Origin of the sequence: Nitrospirillum karajorum (assembly GCF_036348415.1) — a bacterium.
GTDB lineage: Bacteria > Pseudomonadota > Alphaproteobacteria > Azospirillales > Azospirillaceae > Nitrospirillum > Nitrospirillum amazonense_B.
Map to the genome: position 1 here is coordinate 312647 of NZ_JAZBQB010000004.1, position 16628 is coordinate 329274.

At 68.2% G+C, this 16628-nt stretch carries 13 protein-coding genes and 2 pseudogenes; 9 read left to right on the forward strand and 6 right to left on the reverse strand.

Annotated features, from left to right (window positions below; genetic code table 11):
• Positions 1-2: 2 nt before the first annotated feature.
• Entirely contained in the window at positions 3-2342 is a 2340-nt protein-coding gene (locus UCD39_RS27110; protein ID WP_330498728.1) for a TonB-dependent receptor, read from the reverse strand.
• A gap of 651 nt (positions 2343-2993) precedes the next feature.
• On the opposite strand from UCD39_RS27110, the gene UCD39_RS27115 reads away from it, so the two are divergent.
• The 6 genes and pseudogenes from UCD39_RS27115 to UCD39_RS27140 all read left to right on the forward strand — a co-directional run bounded on the left by UCD39_RS27115 (position 2994) and on the right by UCD39_RS27140 (position 10497).
• Positions 2994-4433, forward strand: coding sequence for an amidase (locus UCD39_RS27115; RefSeq protein ID WP_330498729.1), 1440 nt, complete (start codon positions 2994-2996; stop codon positions 4431-4433).
• Between the two features lie 88 nt (positions 4434-4521).
• Positions 4522-5133 carry a TetR/AcrR family transcriptional regulator gene (locus UCD39_RS27120; protein WP_330498730.1) on the forward strand — a complete coding sequence of 204 codons (612 nt, stop codon included), beginning with the start codon at positions 4522-4524 and terminating at the stop codon, positions 5131-5133.
• Between the two features lie 15 nt (positions 5134-5148).
• Positions 5149-6543: a flavin monoamine oxidase family protein gene (locus tag UCD39_RS27125; RefSeq protein ID WP_330498731.1), complete on the forward strand. Its 1395-nt coding sequence runs from the start codon at positions 5149-5151 to the stop codon at positions 6541-6543.
• A gap of 30 nt (positions 6544-6573) precedes the next feature.
• Positions 6574-7629: an agmatinase gene (speB, locus tag UCD39_RS27130; RefSeq protein ID WP_330498732.1), complete on the forward strand. Its 1056-nt coding sequence runs from the start codon at positions 6574-6576 to the stop codon at positions 7627-7629.
• Between the two features lie 110 nt (positions 7630-7739).
• Positions 7740-9022, forward strand: a pseudogene (gabT, locus tag UCD39_RS27135) (4-aminobutyrate--2-oxoglutarate transaminase).
• Positions 9019-10497: an NAD-dependent succinate-semialdehyde dehydrogenase gene (locus UCD39_RS27140; RefSeq protein ID WP_330498733.1), complete on the forward strand. Its 1479-nt coding sequence runs from the start codon at positions 9019-9021 to the stop codon at positions 10495-10497. Before gabT ends, UCD39_RS27140 begins: the two are co-directional and overlap by 4 nt.
• A gap of 74 nt (positions 10498-10571) precedes the next feature.
• Here the strand turns inward: UCD39_RS27140 and UCD39_RS27145 are convergent, their stop codons facing one another.
• From UCD39_RS27145 to UCD39_RS27165, 5 genes and pseudogenes are all read right to left on the reverse strand, one after another.
• Positions 10572-10703, reverse strand: coding sequence for an SDR family oxidoreductase (locus UCD39_RS27145; RefSeq protein WP_330498734.1), 132 nt, complete (start codon positions 10701-10703; stop codon positions 10572-10574).
• 101 nt (positions 10704-10804) lie between these two features.
• Positions 10805-11287, reverse strand: a pseudogene (locus UCD39_RS27150) (SDR family NAD(P)-dependent oxidoreductase); the annotation flags it as partial.
• 52 nt (positions 11288-11339) lie between these two features.
• The gene (locus tag UCD39_RS27155) at positions 11340-12008 is read right to left on the reverse strand and encodes a peroxiredoxin-like family protein (protein WP_330498735.1); all 669 of its coding nucleotides are present in this window, start codon (positions 12006-12008) and stop codon (positions 11340-11342) included.
• 48 nt (positions 12009-12056) lie between these two features.
• Positions 12057-12677, reverse strand: coding sequence for a glutathione S-transferase family protein (locus UCD39_RS27160; RefSeq protein WP_330498736.1), 621 nt, complete (start codon positions 12675-12677; stop codon positions 12057-12059).
• A complete protein-coding gene (locus UCD39_RS27165; RefSeq protein ID WP_330498737.1) occupies positions 12670-12942 on the reverse strand; it encodes a hypothetical protein in 273 nt (90 codons plus the stop codon). Before UCD39_RS27165 ends, UCD39_RS27160 begins: the two co-directional genes overlap by 8 nt.
• On the opposite strand from UCD39_RS27165, the gene UCD39_RS27170 reads away from it, so the two are divergent.
• From UCD39_RS27170 to UCD39_RS27180, 3 genes are all read left to right on the forward strand, one after another.
• Positions 12941-13837, forward strand: coding sequence for a LysR family transcriptional regulator (locus UCD39_RS27170; protein WP_330498738.1), 897 nt, complete (start codon positions 12941-12943; stop codon positions 13835-13837). The two genes, UCD39_RS27165 and UCD39_RS27170, sit on opposite strands and share 2 nt — an antisense overlap.
• 100 nt (positions 13838-13937) lie before the next feature.
• The gene (locus UCD39_RS27175) at positions 13938-14708 is read left to right on the forward strand and encodes an enoyl-CoA hydratase/isomerase family protein (RefSeq protein ID WP_330498739.1); all 771 of its coding nucleotides are present in this window, start codon (positions 13938-13940) and stop codon (positions 14706-14708) included.
• Between the two features lie 296 nt (positions 14709-15004).
• A complete protein-coding gene (locus UCD39_RS27180; protein WP_330498740.1) occupies positions 15005-16456 on the forward strand; it encodes a prohibitin family protein in 1452 nt (483 codons plus the stop codon).
• Positions 16457-16628 lie beyond the last annotated feature (172 nt).

The window sequence follows — 16628 nt, forward strand, 5'->3', positions numbered from 1 at the left end:
CCTTACCAGGTCTTCGTCAGGTTCAGGCCATAGCTGACGGGCCGGCCATACACCGAATAATAGCTGCCCAGGCCGTCATTGCTGCGATCGGTGAAGTAATGCCGGTTCAGCAGGTTCTTGCCCCACAGCGACACGCTCCAGCCATCCTGGTCCGATGCCAGGGTCAGCCGCCCGTTCAGCAGACCGTAACCGCCGATGTTGCGCATGGCGCCGTCGACCAGGGTGCTGCCGATCACCTGGGCGCTGCGCACATCGAAATCGAGCTGCGCCGTACCCACCAGATCCGCCGTGACCGCATGGTCGTACCGGGCGCTGAACGAACCGGTCCATCGCGGCGAGTAATCGATGCGCCGTCCCTGCCAGGGCAGGGCCCGGTTGTCGAAAGAGTAGAGCACGTCGTTGCTCTGCGTCACCTCGGCATCGACATAGGCGCCGGACGCCTGCAACGTCAGGCCCGGCAAGGGCTTCAACGTCGTTTCCAGTTCGATGCCGTCGTGGGTGGCCTTGCCCACATTGGTCAGGCGGAAGATGAACTGGCCGGGCGTCAGCACGCTGGGCAGGGTGGTCAATGCCTGCAAATTACTATGGTCGTAATGGAAGCCGGCCAGGTTGACCTGCAGCCTGTGGTCCAGCCAAGTGCTCTTCACCCCCGTCTCATAGGCCCAGACGATTTCCTCCTTATACGGGGTCACGTCGCCCGGTTCCTGGGGGAAGCCGCCGAAGACGCCGCCTGACTTGTACCCACGGGCCGCCGAGGCGTAGAGCAGGACGGTATCGGTCAGGTGGTAATCGGCTGACACCTTGCCCGACACATGGTCGTGCAGGCGGTAGGTGGAGTTCAGGTTGTTCAGCAGGGTGATGCCGGCCAGGGGAAAGAAGTCCTTACCGTTGCGGAAATCCGTCTCCTCCGTCGCGTAGCGCAGCGAGGCCGAGAGGTTCAGGCGGTCGGTCAAGGCGTAGTCGCCCTGGCCATAGATCGAGGCGTGGCGCGTCTGCTGCCGGTACTGCACCGCCAGCACGCCGTCCTGCTGCGGCACGCCCAGCGGGGTGAAGGAGGCGGAGACGACGGCCACGTTGTCGCGCATGTCGAAGGTGCGGTACTCCTGGAAGCCGGTCTGGGCATAGACCGCACCGGCCAGCCACTTGAACCGGCTGTCGCCGGTGGAGGTCAGGCGCAGTTCCTGGGACAGGTTGCGGATGGTGGCCCGTTCCGCCTGGTCACCCAGCCGCAGGTTGGTGGCGTCGTAGTCGTAGACCTGGCCGTAGTGGAAATAGTCCGCCGCGCTGATCGACGTGAGCCGGGCGGCGTCGAAGTCATAGTCCAGGGTCAGCGTGGCGCCCCATTCGTGATTATCCAGCCGGTTGATGGGGCTGGAAATGACGACGCGGCCATCGTTGGACTGGCTGGCCGAGGACAAGGCGCCGGTGGTGCCGGTGATGAGGTTGTTGAACTGGGCGAAGTTCAGGCAGGAGGCGTTGCCGTTGCCCCCACCGGCCACGGCGCCGCAGAAGCCGCCGGTGGCATCATAGGCGGCGTTGCTGGTGGCCAACGTCGTCTGTGACTGGTCCCGGCTGCCGAACAGCTTCAGCTGGGCGGTGAAGCGCTCCGACGGCTGCAACAGGGCCTGAAGGCGGGCCGAGGTCCGGTCGGGCGCCCCCCATCGGGTATTGCCGGCCAGGGTCTTCTGCCAGCCATCGCCCCCTTCCTGCACCGCGGCGAGGCGCAGCGCCAGGGTATCGGTGACAGGGATGGATTGCGCCCCCTCCACCCGGTATTCGTTCCATTTGCCGTAATCGACGGAGGCATAGCCATCCGTGGCGCCCAGCTTGGCCGGCTTGGACAGCACCTGGACGGCGCCGCCGGTGGTGTTGCGGCCGTACAGCCCGCCCTGCGGGCCCTTCAGCACCTCCACCCGCTCCAGGTCATAGAGCGCGCCGCCGCCCATGACGGCGGAGCTTTGGTAGACGTCGTCGATGTAGATGGCGGTGGCGGGGTTGTTGTTGGCGTTGAAGTCGAACAGCGCCACGCCGCGGATGACCCAGGTGGGGGCGCCGCCGCCCTTGTCGTTGTGGATCTGGACGTTGGGGATCATGCCGCCGATCTGGTCGATGGAGGTCACCCCCCGGCTTTTCAGGTCGTCGCCGGCGAAGGCGCTGACCGACACGGGCACATCCTGCAAACTTTGGGCGCGCCGTTGCGCCGTCACCACGATGTCCTGCAACACGTCGTCGGAGGCGCCGCTTGTGGGTGCGGCGGCCGGTTCCGCAGCGCGTGACGATACCCCCAAAATCAGGGAGCAAGACAGGCCAAGGGCCGCATAGGCATACCGTTTCCGCTTCATTTCCGTCTCCCGAATCTTCCCGTTCATCTGTGCGCGGCACGCCTTGGCGGCGGCCATTATCCGGCAAACCGTCCCCGTCCGGGGACGCTTTCGCACCCCGCCAAAAGGACCCGCGCCCCAAAGGGCCAGCCTGCATCGGAAATCACCGGACGGTCGTCCCGTACCGGAGCATCAAAGCCGTTCCCGGCCAGACCCGGCCGGATACCCTGTTCACGTCAATGTTTGATCATTTGACCAATTTATGCCCCAAGTGCGACGCATTTCGGAAAGGTTGTCAAGGATAAAGATTCAAGGTTCGACGAATTATCTGCGAAAGCCACACAGGGGTCGTTTCAAAATTATTCGTTCATAAACAATATGATATATGGATTTTCCCTAGTCGCCATACCGTGCATCCCCTGAGAGGCGCGACAAAAATCCGCCGATTGGCGCCCCATCCTCAGCCCGGACAGGGCCGAAGATAAATTGATCAATTGACTAAATATGATTGACAGCACCATGGACTGCCTGTAACCAGGAAACATGACGAACGTCGATCCGGCCCCCGGGCGCCCCATAAGGCACCCCTAAACCGGTCCGCGGCCTGGCAACGACCCGCCGCACGACGCTGACGCCTTCTTAAAAAATGTCTTTCAGGAACAGGGACAGGACATGGGCGGCACCGCGCTTTGGCAATGGGATGCCACGGATCTGGCATCCGCGATCCGGGAACGACGGGTCTCGGCACGGGAGGCGACGGCCGCCTGCCTGGACCGTATCGCCACCGTCAATCCGGCGGTGAACGCTCTCACCGAGATAAGCCGTGACCCCGCCCTGGCCGCCGCCGCCGAGGCCGACGCCCGGAGGGCGGCAGGCGCCCATCTGCCGCCGCTGCATGGTGTGCCTGTCACGACCAAGATCAATGTCGACCAAGCCGGCAGCGCCACCACCAACGGCGTCGCCGCCTTCACCAGCCCGGTGGCGGCGGAGGACAGCCCGCCGGTGGCCAATTGGCGCAAGGCCGGAGCCATCCTGCTGGGCCGCAGCAACGCCCCCGCCTTCTCCTGCCGCTGGTTCACCGACAACGCGCCGCACGGGCTGACCCTGAATCCCTGGAACGCCGCCCTGAACGTGGGCGGGTCCAGCGGCGGCGCGGCGGCCGCGGTGGCCACCGGCATGGTGCCGCTGGCCCACGGCAACGATCTGGCCGGGTCGGCCCGCCTGCCGGCCAGCGCCTGCGGCGTCTACGGCCTGCGCCCCACCACAGGCCGTGTTCCCGCCTACAACCCCACGGGCAAGGCCGAGCGGTCGCTGTGCCTGCAATTGGGATCGACCCAGGGCGTGCTTGCCCGCTCGGTCCGCGATATCCGCCTGGGATTGGAGACCATGGCGGTCCGGGATCCGCGTGACCCGGCCTGGGTCCCGGCTCCTCTGGACTTCCCCGACGACACGGCTCGGGTCCGGGTCGCCCTGTTCACCGGCACGGCGGACCACGCTGCCGACGCCCCCGTCCTGGCCGCCCTGCGCCGCGCCGCCGACTGCCTGGCCGACGCCGGCTATGAGGTGGTGGAGGCGGCACCGCCCCGCTTCGAGGAGGCGGCAGAGTTGTGGATGACCCTGCTGTCCAACGACTGCCGCAGCCCCGGCGCGCGCGCCACCTTCGCCCTGGGCGACGAGACGTTCCTGCGCTCCCTGGACCTGACGGCGGCCTGCGTCCCCACCCTGTCGGCGGAGGAGATGCTGGCCGGCCTGGCCAGCCGCACCACCTTCCAGCGCGCTTGGCAGATGTTCTTCGAGGATTTCCCGCTGCTGCTGATGCCCACCGCCTGGTCGGCGCCCTTCCCTGTCGGCTACGATGTGCGTGGCGTGGAGGAGGCCCGCCGGCTGCTGACCGCGCACAGCCCTTGCACGGCGACGGCCTTCCTGGGCGTGCCCGCCCTGTCGGTGCCGGTGCACCGGGGAACAAACGGCCCCCTGGGCGTCCAACTGGTGGCCGGCCGCTTCCGCGACGGCCTGGTGCTGGCCGCCGCGGCGGCGCTGGAGGAACGGCTTGGGCCTATCATCCCGATTGATCCCCAGCCGCCATCAACCGCCGCCGTTGACCCCCGCTAACACCCCGATCAGCATGCCGTCCCGCCCCACCGCCCGCGCCACCGCTCGCCCCAGGGGCCAGCCGCCCGCGAGACCAGAGGAAACGCCCGTGTCCAAGCCCCCCAAAACCAAAGGCGAGGAAAAGCGCGAGGAAAAGCGGGAAGCCATCATGGCCGCCGCCGTCACCGTCATCGCCCGCGAAGGCGTGCACGGGACCACCACGCGCAAGATCGCGGGCGAAGCCAGCGTGAACCTGGGCACCCTGCACTATTATTTCGACGGCAAGGACGCCGTGCTGATGAACGTGCTGACCCACCTGGTGGCGAAGTCACGTGAGAGCCTGGCCGCCTATTTCTCCACGCCCGAACGGCTGCACGACCGCATCGACCACCTGCTGACCTTCATCCGGGGAGAGGTGGAGCGCAGCCCCGATGAGCAACTGGCCCTGTTCAACCTGACCCTTTACGCGCTGAGCACGCCGGGGTCCGAATGGCTGGCCAAGCGCAAGTATGAGGAATATCTGGACCTGTACCGGTCCGTCCTGGCCGACGCCAGCGATGTCCGCGACGGCAGCATCAAGCCGGACATCGACGGGCTGGCCAATTTCATCTTCACCGGCTTCGTCGGCATCCTCCTGCAATGGCTGGCGACCGCCAACAGCTTCCGCTCGCGCCAAGCGGTGCAGTCCCTGATCATCGCCGCGCAGCGCACCTACCTCTAAGAACCGGAGAGCGTCATGGGCCAGCCCATCGAGTCCGCCTGCCGCCCGGAATCCGCCTGCGCGGAACCGGTCGATGTCGCCATCATCGGGGCCGGTTTCGCCGGCCTGACCGCCGCCCGCGCCCTGGTGAACGCCGGCCTGCGCGTCACGGTGCTGGAGGCGCGCGACCGCGTCGGCGGCCGCATCCATACCCGCCATGCCCAAGACGGCACCCCCATCGACGTTGGCGGACAATGGGTGGGGCCCGGCCAGGACAAGGTGCTGGCCCTGGCCGAGGAGCTGGGGGTGGAAACCTTCACCTCCTTCGAGGAGGGGGAGAACCTTTGTCTGCACAACGGGCGCCTGATGCGCTTCACCGGTCTGCTGCCGCCCCATGAGCCGGCGGCCCTGGCGGAGGTGGAGGCGACGTTCCAGGCACTGGACACCCTGGCGCAGACGGTGGATGCCGAGGCCCCCTGGACCAGCCCCGACGCCGCCGCCCTGGACAGCGAGAGCTTCGACGCCTGGATCATCCGCACGGCCACCAGCGATGAGGCGCGGTTCTGGATGCGCTTCCTGGCCCGCTCCGTCCTGGCGTCGGAGGCGCGGGAGCTGTCGCTGCTGCACGTCCTTTTCTATATCAAGGCCGCCGGCGGGCTGGCCGCCCTGATCAGCATGGGCGGCGGCGCGCAGGAACGGCGCTTCAGCCTGGGGGCGCAGCATCTGGCGGAACGGCTGGCGGACACGGTGCGGCCGCACCTGCGTCTCGATACCCCGGTGGCCGCCCTGGCCCAGGACGGGAACGGCGTGACCATCACCACCGCCACGGGCGACATGGTCCGCGCCCGCCACGCCATCGTGACCCTGCCCCCGGCGCTGGCGGCCCGCCTGCGCTACAGCCCGCCGCTGCCCGGGACGCGGGACCATCTGGCCCAGCGCATGCCCATGGGCGCCTGCATCAAGGTGCAGTGCCTTTATCCCACCCCCTTCTGGCGAGAGGAAGGGCTGTCGGGGATGGCGATCAGCGAGGACGGCCCGGTCAGCCTGATCTACGACAATTCCCCCGCCGGCGGCACGCCCGGCATCCTGGTCGCCTTCATCGAGGGGGACGAAGCCAAGGAATGGACCGCCCGCACGCCGGCCGAGCGCCAGACCGCCATCACCCGGTCCCTGGCGCGGCTGTTCGGGCCCCGGGCCGCCGATATGCGGGAGTATATCGAGCTGTCCTGGCTGGAGGAGGAATACGCCCGGGGCGGCTATGCCGGCGTTATGGTGCCGGGGGCCTGGACCAGCCTGGGCGCGACCTTGCGCCAGCCTACGGGACGCATCCATTGGGCCGGTACGGAAACGGCCAGCCGCTGGCCCGGCTATATGGACGGCGCCATCCGGTCCGGCGAGCGGGCCGCCGCCGAAATCCTGGCGGCACGCTGAGACACGGCACGCTGAGATAGGGGGACGACAGTGGATCAGACCAAGCTGGACCGCCTGCGGCAGCGCTACGGCGCCGCCTCGCCGGCCGATTTTTTCGACCCGCATTTCCGTGACGTGGCGGAGGCGGTGTTCCGGGGCGCGGAGGCGCCGCGCCAGCCCTTCGCCGACGCCGGCACTCTGCTGGACGCCCCCCTGCGTCCCGAGCTGGCGGCACTGGACGATTTCGGCGGCCTGGACATCGCCTTGGTCGGCGTGCCCATGGATTTGGGCGTCACCAACCGGGCGGGGTCGCGCTTCGGTCCCCGCGCCGTCCGTGGCATGGACCGCATCGGCCCGTATGAGCATGTGCTGCGCCTGGTTCCCTCCGCCCAGGCCAGTATCGCCGACATCGGCGACGTGCCCTTCAGCAACTATCTGAGCCTGGCGGCCTGCCACCACGACATCCAGGCCTTTTACGGCCGGCTGGCGGCGACGGGGGTGGTGCCGCTGAGCGTGGGCGGCGACCATTCCGTCAGCTATTCCATCCTGAAGGCGCTGGGCCGGGAGCGCCCCGTGGGCATGATCCATTTCGACGCCCATTGCGACACCAGCGGCAGCGACGACAGCGCCCGCTTCCACCACAGCGGCCCCTTCCGCCTGGCCGTGCTGGACGGGGTGCTGGACCCGGACCGCACCATCCAGATCGGCATCCGGGGCAGCGCGGAATTCTTCTGGGAATTCTCCTACGACGCCGGCATGACCGTGCTGCACGCCGAAGACGTGGCGGAGATGGGCGCCAAGGCGGTGATCGCCAAGGCGCGGGAAGTGGTCGGCGACGGCCCGGTCTATATCTCCTTCGACGTCGATTGCCTGGACCCGGTCTACGCCCCCGGCACCGGCACGCCCGAGGTGGGCGGCCTGACCTCGCGGGAGGCGCTGGCCATCCTGCGCGGACTGGCCGGCCTGGATGTGGTCGGCGCCGACGTGGTGGAAATCGCCCCGCAATACGACCCCACCAGCAACACGGCCCAGGTCGGCGCCCAAATCCTGTTCGAGCAGCTGTGCCTGGCCACCCTGGCCCTGGACCGGCGACGACAACGCGGCTGACGCCGCGACACTTTAGTCGGCCTGACTTTTCCCATCGACCCGCCGGTCCACCCCGCCCATGCGCCGACGGGATCGCCGCCCCCTACCCTCGCCGCGGAGGATGCCCCATCATGTCCCGTAACGCTGACCTTCTTGCCCGCCGCACCAAAGCCGTGCCGCGCGGCGTGGCCCATGCCACCGCCATCTATGCCGACCGCGCCGACAACTCCCTGCTATGGGATGTCGATGGACGGCGCTATATCGACTTCGCGGGCGGCATCGCCGTGCTGAACACTGGCCACCGTCATCCCCGGGTCATGGCCGCCGCCGCCGCGCAGATGGAGCGGTTCACCCACAGCGCCTTCCAGGTGGCGGCCTACGAGCCTTATGTCGCCTTGGCGGAGCGCCTGAACGCGCTGGCCCCGTTCAGCGGCCCTGCCAAGACCGTGTTCTTCACCACGGGCGCCGAGGCGGTGGAGAACGCCGTCAAGATCGCCCGCGTCGCCACCGGGCGCAGCGGCGTCATCGCCTTCACCGGCGCCTTCCACGGCCGCACGCTCATGACCTCCGCCCTGACCGGCAAGGTCAATCCCTACAAGAAGGACGCAGGCCCCATGCCGCCGGAGGTGTGGCACCTGCCCTTCCCGATACCGCACCATGGCACCACCGTCGCCGACAGTCTGAAGGCGCTGGACTTCCTGTTCCGGGCCGATGTGGAGCCGGAGCGCGTCGCCGCCTTCATCCTGGAACCGGTGCAGGGCGAGGGCGGCTTCAACCCCGCCCCGCCGGAACTGCTGCGCGAACTGCGCCGCCTGTGCGACGCCCATGGCATCCTGCTGATCGCCGATGAGGTGCAGGCGGGCTTTGGCCGCACCGGGCGCATGTTCGGCATCGAGCATACCGGCGTGGAGCCGGACCTGGTCACCATCGCCAAGTCGCTGGCCGGCGGCTTCCCCTGTCCGGCGTCATCGGCCGGGCCGCGATCATGGACACGGTGGCGCCCGGCGGCATGGGCGGCACCTATGGCGGCAACCCCGTGGCCTGCGCCGCCGCCCTGGCTGTGCTGGACGTCATCGAGGAGGAAGGGCTGCTGGCCCGCGCCGATGCCATCGGCGAACGCATCAAGACCAGGCTGGAAACGGTACGGGAGCGCAACGACACCCTGCCCATCGGCGCCATCCGCGGTCCCGGCGCCATGGTGGCCTTCGAGATCTTCAAGGAACGCGGCGGCGTGGACCCGGATACCGACGCCACCCGCCAGGTCACGGCGCGGGCGCTGGAACTGGGCCTGATCCTGCTGTCCTGCGGCGTCCATGGCAACGTCATCCGCATCCTGGCGCCCCTGACCATTCCCGACGCGCAGCTGGACGCCGGCCTGGATATCCTGGCCCAGGCCCTGACGGTGCCGCGATGAGCGCCGGCACGGACCTGAGCCACCTGGCGCTGGCGCGCCCGGACCTGCTGCGCCAGGCCAGCCATATCGGTGGACGGTGGCTGGCGGCCGATGCGGAGACGGTGGCGGTCACCAACCCCGCCACCGGCCAGATCCTGGCCCGCATCCCCCGCGCGGGCGGGGCCGAGGCGCGGGCCGCCGCCGATGCCGCCCACGCCGCCCTGCCGGGCTGGCGCAAGCGCGCGGCCAAGGACCGCGCGGCCATCCTGCGCCGGTGGTTCGACCTCATGGTCGCCCATACCGAGGACCTGGCCCGCCTGCTGACGGCGGAGCAAGGCAAGCCCCTGGCCGAGGCGAAGGGAGAGATCGCCTATGCCGCCAGCTTCCTTGAATGGTTCGGAGAGGAAGCCAAGCGCGTCTATGGCGAAACCATCCCCGGCCACCGTGCCGACGCCCGCATCCTGGTGACCCGCCAGCCGGTGGGGGTGGTGGCCGCCATCACCCCGTGGAACTTCCCCGCCGCCATGATCACCCGCAAGGTGGGCGCGGCGCTGGCGGCCGGCTGCACCGTGGTGCTGAAGCCATCGGAGCTGACGCCGCTGAGCGCGCTGGCCCTGGCCGTCCTGGCGGAGGAGGCCGGCGTTCCGGCCGGCGTTCTGAACATCCTGTGCGGCGACGCGCCCGCCATCGGCGATGCCTGGATGGCCGACGCCCGGGTGCGCAAGTTGACCTTCACCGGGTCCACCGCCGTGGGCAAGCGGCTGACGGCGGCGGCGGCCGGCACCATGAAGCGCGTGTCCATGGAACTGGGCGGCAACGCGCCCTTCATCGTCTTTGACGACGCCGACCTGGACGCCGCGGTCGACGGCGCCATCCTGGCCAAGTTCCGCAATACCGGCCAGACCTGCGTCTGCGCCAACCGCCTCTTGGTGCAGGACGGCATCCACGACGCCTTCGCCCAGCGCCTGGCGGCGCGCGTGGCCGGGATGGTGGTGGGCGACGGCTTGGCCGGCCCCACCGATCAGGGCCCCCTGATCAACGCCGAGGCGCTGGCCAAGGTGGCGGGCCATGTTGACGACGCCGTTTCACACGGGGCCACCGTCTTGACCGGCGGCCATCGCCTGGGGGACAGCGGCACCTTCTACAGCCCGACGGTGCTGACGGGCCTGACGCGGACGATGCGGATCATGCGGGAGGAGACGTTCGGACCGGTGGCGGCCCTGCACCGCTTCACCACTGAGGCGGAGGCGGTGGCCCTGGCCAACGACACGGCGGCGGGTCTGGCGGCCTATGCCTACACCCGCGACCTCAACCGTTTCGTCCGGGTGTCCGAGGCGCTGGACTTCGGCATGGTCGGCATCAACACCGCCGCCATCTCCACCGAAGTGGCCCCGTTCGGCGGCATGAAGGAGTCCGGCCTGGGCCGGGAGGGCTCCCGCCATGGCATCGAGGAGTACCTGGACCTGAAATATGTGTGCCTGGGCACGGAGCCCTGATCCCTGCCTTTCCCCAAGGATAGGCCGGCACCGTATGAGGCGGTGCCGGCCATGGCGGCGGTGCGGCCGCCCAGTCAGAAAGCGATTCTGCCGATCGAAGCGCCCCCATCGACGTGCAGCGTCTGCCCCGTGATGAATCCGGCCTCCTCAGACAGCAGGAAGGCGATGGCAGCGGCGATTTCGTCGGGTGCCGCGAACCGGCCCATAGGGACGCCGGCGAGATAGCGGCGCTCCCCCTCGCTGCCCGGGGATTGTTGGCGCGAAACAGCTCCGTCTCCGTGGGGCCGGGAGCGACCGCGTTCACCGTGATGCCGGTCGCCGCGAGTTCCAGCGCCCAGCCCCGGCTGAAACTGACCAGGGCGGCCTTGGCCGCGGCATAGGCCGTGCGCTCGACCGAACCGAGGACCGTCAAGCTGGAGATGTTGACGACACGCCCCCAGCCTCGCTCCCGCATCCCGGGCAGCAAGGCCTGCACTGTTTGCACCGCCGGGTGCAGGTTGACCCGCATGACCTCATCGAGGGTGGAAAGGTCGACCGCGCCGAGCCGTTGCGGGCGAACCAAGCCGACGTTGTTGACGACGCCATCAAAGCGAAGGCGGGCGGCAAGGTCGGCAAGCACTTCCCCGGTCGCGCGTTCATCCGCCAAGTCAACGGGAATAAGCGTACCCGGAAAGGCCGGTGCCGGGCCTCGCGCCAGGCCGACGACCGTGTGGCCATTCCGCGTCAGACGCTGGGCGAGCGCCAGCCCGATACCCTTGCTGGCGCCAGTGATGAGAAAAGTCCGGGACATGGGGCAAACCTCGTTAGCAGGACGGGGCCATCGGCGCGGCCGACGGGTATGATCAGATGGCCATGGCGCGGCGCAGCGCCGGCAGCATGTCCTCAGGCTCGGGCCGACGGGTGTAATCCGGATTCACCTCGGCGTAGAGGATCGTCCCGTCCGGCGCGATGACGTAGCGGGCCGGCATCGGCAGCGTCCAACTCGGGTCGCCGTTGAAGGCCGGAAGATCGTTCTTCAGGCCCTTGTAGAGATCGACAAGGTACCCAGGCAATTCAAACCGGAGACCAAAGGCGGCGGCCACGTCGTTGTGCGTATCGGACAGGATGGGAAAGCTGAGCGCGTTCTGGCGGACGGACTTGCGGCTGTTCACCGGCAGCTGCGGAGAGAGGGCGACGAGGCTGGCTCCCAGCGCCTCGAATTCCGGCAGGGTGGCCTGAAGCGCCTGCAGCTCCATGTTGCAATAGGGGCACCAGACGCCGCGATAGAAACTCATCACCAGTGGCCCTTGGGCCAGCAATGCCGCCGATGAGACGAGCCTGCCGTCGGCATCATTCAGCGTGAAACGAGGGGCCTGATCGCCGGCCTTCAAGGCACGGGTGGCGGCGCCGCTGGCAATCAGGTCGGCGGTCGCGCGGTGCATGGTTTCGATCACCGACGGTGGCACGTTGTAGGGCGGCTTGCCGGCCTCAAAGTTCGCCTTGAAGGCGTCGAGCTTCGATTGAAGGGACATGGGAATATCTCCGTGAGAGGGCGGGCTCTCTCCCGCCGCGAATTCGGGTCAGTCGGATGGCAGCAGGGCGTTCACGCGGGAAAGGGCGCGCTGGACGGCGGGTCGCGCCGCCACGTCGGCGTACCAGCGCGCGACGTGGGGCGTGTCCTCCAGCCCCACACCCGCAAACTCACGCCGCCACAGCCAGCCGAAATGGGCGATGTCGGCGATGGTGAAGCGGTCGCCAGCGGCGTAGCGATGCCGTGACAGCACGCCGTCCAGCACGGACACGGTGCGCATGGCTTCGCCCAGGAAGCGCTCTATCGCGATCGGCTGCGGCTCGGCCGCGAAGCGCTGGAAAAAGCCGGACTGGCCGAAGGCGGGGCTCAGCCCGGAGGCATGGAAGAAGAGCTGCTCGAACACTCGCGCCCGGCCTTCACCGGAGAGTGGCAGCAAGCGGCCGGTCTTTTCGGCGAGATGGACCAGGATGGCGGCGGATTCGGTCAGGACCAGGTCGCCATCGACCAGCACCGGCACCTTGGCGTTGGGGTTGAGGACGACGAAATCGGGTGCCTTCTGCTCGCCCTTGCGGACGTTGACGCCGTGCAGCTCATAATCGAGCCCCAGTTCCTCCAGGGCGATCGGCACCTTGATGCTGTTGGGCGTGGCGAAGGCGTAAACCTTAAGCATGGTGCGCTTCCTTGTAACGGAGCCCGGCCCGCAGGATCGGCGCTGCCAGCGCCAGAAGTGCCGAAACCGGGCTGCCGGTGATTTGAAAGGCGAGGATTCCCTGAAGGACGGATGGCCCGGCGGCGGTTCCCATCAGCCAGCGGACCATGATCTCGATCTCCTCGCCCCCTTCGGCCCATCCGAAGGCAGGCGATTCATGCCTCTCCGACGCTCGACGCGGCAGCAGGCTCTGGGCGATAATCGTCATTCCAAGGAGGAATGGCATGGACCGATATCAAGCGATGGCGGCCTTCGTGCGGGTGGTGGAGACCGGCTCCTTCTCGGCCGCCGCACGGCAGCTGAATGTCGGCCAGCCCGCGGTGTCGAAGACGATCGCCCAGTTGGAAGACCGGCTTCAGGTCAACCTCCTGATCCGCTCGACCCACGGTTTGAGCCCGACCGAGGCGGGGCACCGCTTTTATGAGCGGGCCAAGACCGCCATCCGGGAAGCCGATGAGGCCGATTTGGCCGCGCGCGGCGCGGGGGCGGGGCTGTCCGGCGTGTTGCGCGTTTCGGCCGCGACCACCTTCGCCCGCCTGCATATCGTGCCGCTGCTGCCACGCTTCCTCGACCAGCATCCCGAGATTGAAATCGATGTGATCCTCGACGACCGCGTCATCGACCTGGTCGCCGAAGGCGTCGACGTGTCGCTGCGTATGGGCACGCTGCCCGATTCATCCGCTGTCGCGCGCAAGCTGGCGACGGGGGCACGCTCCGTGTTGGCCACGCCCGCCTATCTGGCGCGCCGGGGGGAACCGCTCAGCCCCGCCGACCTCGCCGGGCACGAGGCCGTGATCCACAGCCATTTGCCCAGCGTGTGGTGTTTCACCCGCGATGGCACCGAAGCGTCGGTTTCCATGCGCGGGCGCGTCAAGGTGAGCGCCGCCGAGGGACAGCGGGCGGCGGTCCTCGCCGACATGGGGTTGACGGTCGCCTCGGACTGGATGTTCGCGCCCGAACTCGCCAGCGGCGCGGTGCGCCGGGTGCTGCGGGACTGGGCCCTGCCCGCCCTCGACCTGTGGGCGGTCTTTCCCGGGGGACGCATGGCCAGCGCCAAGGCGCGCGAATTCGCCCGCTTCGTGGAAGCGGCGATGGCTACACCCTATTCCGCATTGGAATAAGCCATATCGCCCCGCGCCATCGTCCCGTCCCGCCGTTGGATGGCCTAGCTAATCCGTCAAGCCGCCACTTCCGGACGGCTTGAGATGAAGGATCGGCATCATGGCCAAGTTCGAGACCTATCACGACGCTTTCCCCAACGCCCGCCTGACCCGCAAGGACAATGGCGTGCTGGAGGTCGCCCTGCATACCAATGGCGGCAAGCTCGTCTTCAATGGGCATACGCATGAGCAATTCGTGGAGCTGTTCCACCAGATCGGCGAGGACCGGGACAATCGGGCGGTGATCCTGACCGGCACGGGCGACGCCTTCATGGACATGATCAACCCCGAGGGCTTCGACTTCTTCACCCCCCAGGGTTACGACAAGATCCTGCGCGAGGGCCGCAAGGTGCTGTCCAACATCCTTGATATTGAGGTGCCCATGATCACGGCGCTGAACGGCCCGGTTCTGCTGCACAGTGAATACGCGCTGCTGACCGACATCATCCTGGCGACGCCGGATACCGTGTTCCAGGACAAGCCACACTTCGAGTTCGGCATCGTGCCCGGCGACGGCATGCACCTGTTGTGGCCGCATGTGATCGGCTCGGTCCGGGGGCGCTATTTCCTGCTCACCCGCCAGGTGCTGAACGCCCAGACGGCGAAGGACTGGGGCGTCGTCAACGAGATCGTGCCGGCCGACCGCCTGCTCGCCCGCGCCCATGAGATCGCCGACGGCATCGCCGCGCTGCCGCCGCTGACCGGCCGCTACACCCGCATCGCGCTGACCCAGCAGCTCCGCCGCCTGATCGATGAAGGCACCGCCTACGGTCTGGCCCTTGAGGGCATCAGCGCCGCCGACGTCGCCCGCCGCATGGCCGCCCAGGGCTGAGACAACGGCCGCCGCCCGGTCAGCGCCGGGCGGCGGGCTTCAACCAGGACTGCCATCCACCGACGCAGGGTCAATGTCGCCGGCGACACCACAATCTCTGGGCGGGAAGTTTGGTGGGTTTTGTTCGGATTACGATTAGCGGCTTCTCGCGCTCGCCAAATTCAGTTAATTTCCGGCGTCGTTAAAGGCCAAGGGGGCTCTCGGAATGACCACCGCGCCGATCGCCGCCCTTAGCCTAACCCATCCGGGGACTATTCCCAACCCGTTGAGGACCTGATGAAGAACGGTGTGGAGGCATGACCGCAGCCACGGACGCGAACACGACGCCCCCCGCCGCGAAGCCGGGCCTGCGGGCCCGCTTCAAGGCTTGGCGCCGCCGCCACCGCTTGAACATATTCCTGGCCGTCCTGGTTTTGGCTTTCCTGGTCGTGGCCCTGGCCGACCGGATCTTCATCAACATTCCCGCCGGTTCGGTGGGCGTGTTGTGGCTGCGCTTGGCCGGCGGCACCCAGTTGGGCTTCCACTTCAATCCCGGCCTGAAGATCATCGCGCCCTGGGACCGCATCTACATCTACGACGTCCGCCTGCGGCGGCTGGATGAGACGGTGCAGGCCCTGACCCGGGACGGCCTGTCGGTCGACGTGCAACTGACCATCTCCTATTTCATCGACCGCGACCTGGTCGCCAACCTGCATGAGACGCTGGGCCCGCAGTTCGAGACGACCCTGATCCTGCCGACCATGAGTTCCGAGATCCGCAACGCCATGGCGGAGCTGCGGCCGGACGATCTGTACAGCATCAATCGCTCCATCCTGGAACAGCGGGTGGCGGCCCTGGTCCGCAATGAACTGACCCGCAGCCATCTGGACATGGGCGGTAACCGCCAGATGCTGAACATCCAGGACATCTTCATCCGGAACATCGCCCTGCCGCCCACCGTGCAGGCCAGCATCGAGCAGAAGATCGCGGAAGAGCAGAACGCGCTCCGCTTCCAATTCGTGCTGGAGAAGGAACGGCTGGAAAGCGAGCGCAAGGCCATCGAGGCCCAGGGCGTGCGCCAGTTCCAGGAGATCGTGTCCAACGGCATCTCGGACCGCTACCTGCGCTGGAAAGGCATCGAGGCCACCCTGGCCCTGGCCAAATCGCCCAACGCCAAGGTGGTGGTCATTGGCTCACAGAACGGCTTGCCGCTGATCCTCGACACCACGGAGCGGGGAAGCGCCCTGCCGGTCGACCTGGCCGGATCGGGAACGGAAGCACCACCATCCAAAGGGCCGCGCGTCGGCACCGTGCCGGCGACACAGGGCAACGGCGGCGCGGCGTCGGGGAAAGCGCTTGGCGATCCCCAGGAGGGACGTTCGTGGCCGCCCCCCTGCCCGATGGTGTCGCCCCGCTGGACGCCCCGTCTCGTACGCCACCCTCCTCCAACCAAGGCCCGCCGCATCAGCCGGTATTCCCGGGCGGGGTCGCACCTGGGGGGGGCCAGGGCACGGCACCGCCACCCGCCGCCGCCCATCCCGCCGCCGCCGACACGGTGGCCCCGCAGCCGACGCCCCTGTCGCCGTCCCCCCGCGCGCCGTGATCCCGGTGGCCTTCCGTCCCATGACCATCCGCCGGCGCCTGGCATTCCTGGCGACTCTGTTCGCGGGCCTGGCCTTGATCGCTTGGCTGTTCCCCCAGGGGGTGGTGGCGCTGTACCGCCGAACGGTCGCCCCCGCCCCGGTGGTGGCCATTGCCGGCTTTCATGAGGCCTATGCCGGCTCCGAAACCCTGCATGGTGTTGCCCGGGCCCGCATCGGCGGTCGCGTCACGCTGGTGGCCGTCGGGGAAGGCGGCGTGGTCCTGACCAATTTCGGCGGCCGGGCATGGTCGCGCCAGTACACGCCCATCCGCAGCGAGTTGTATGGCATCGCCAGCGGG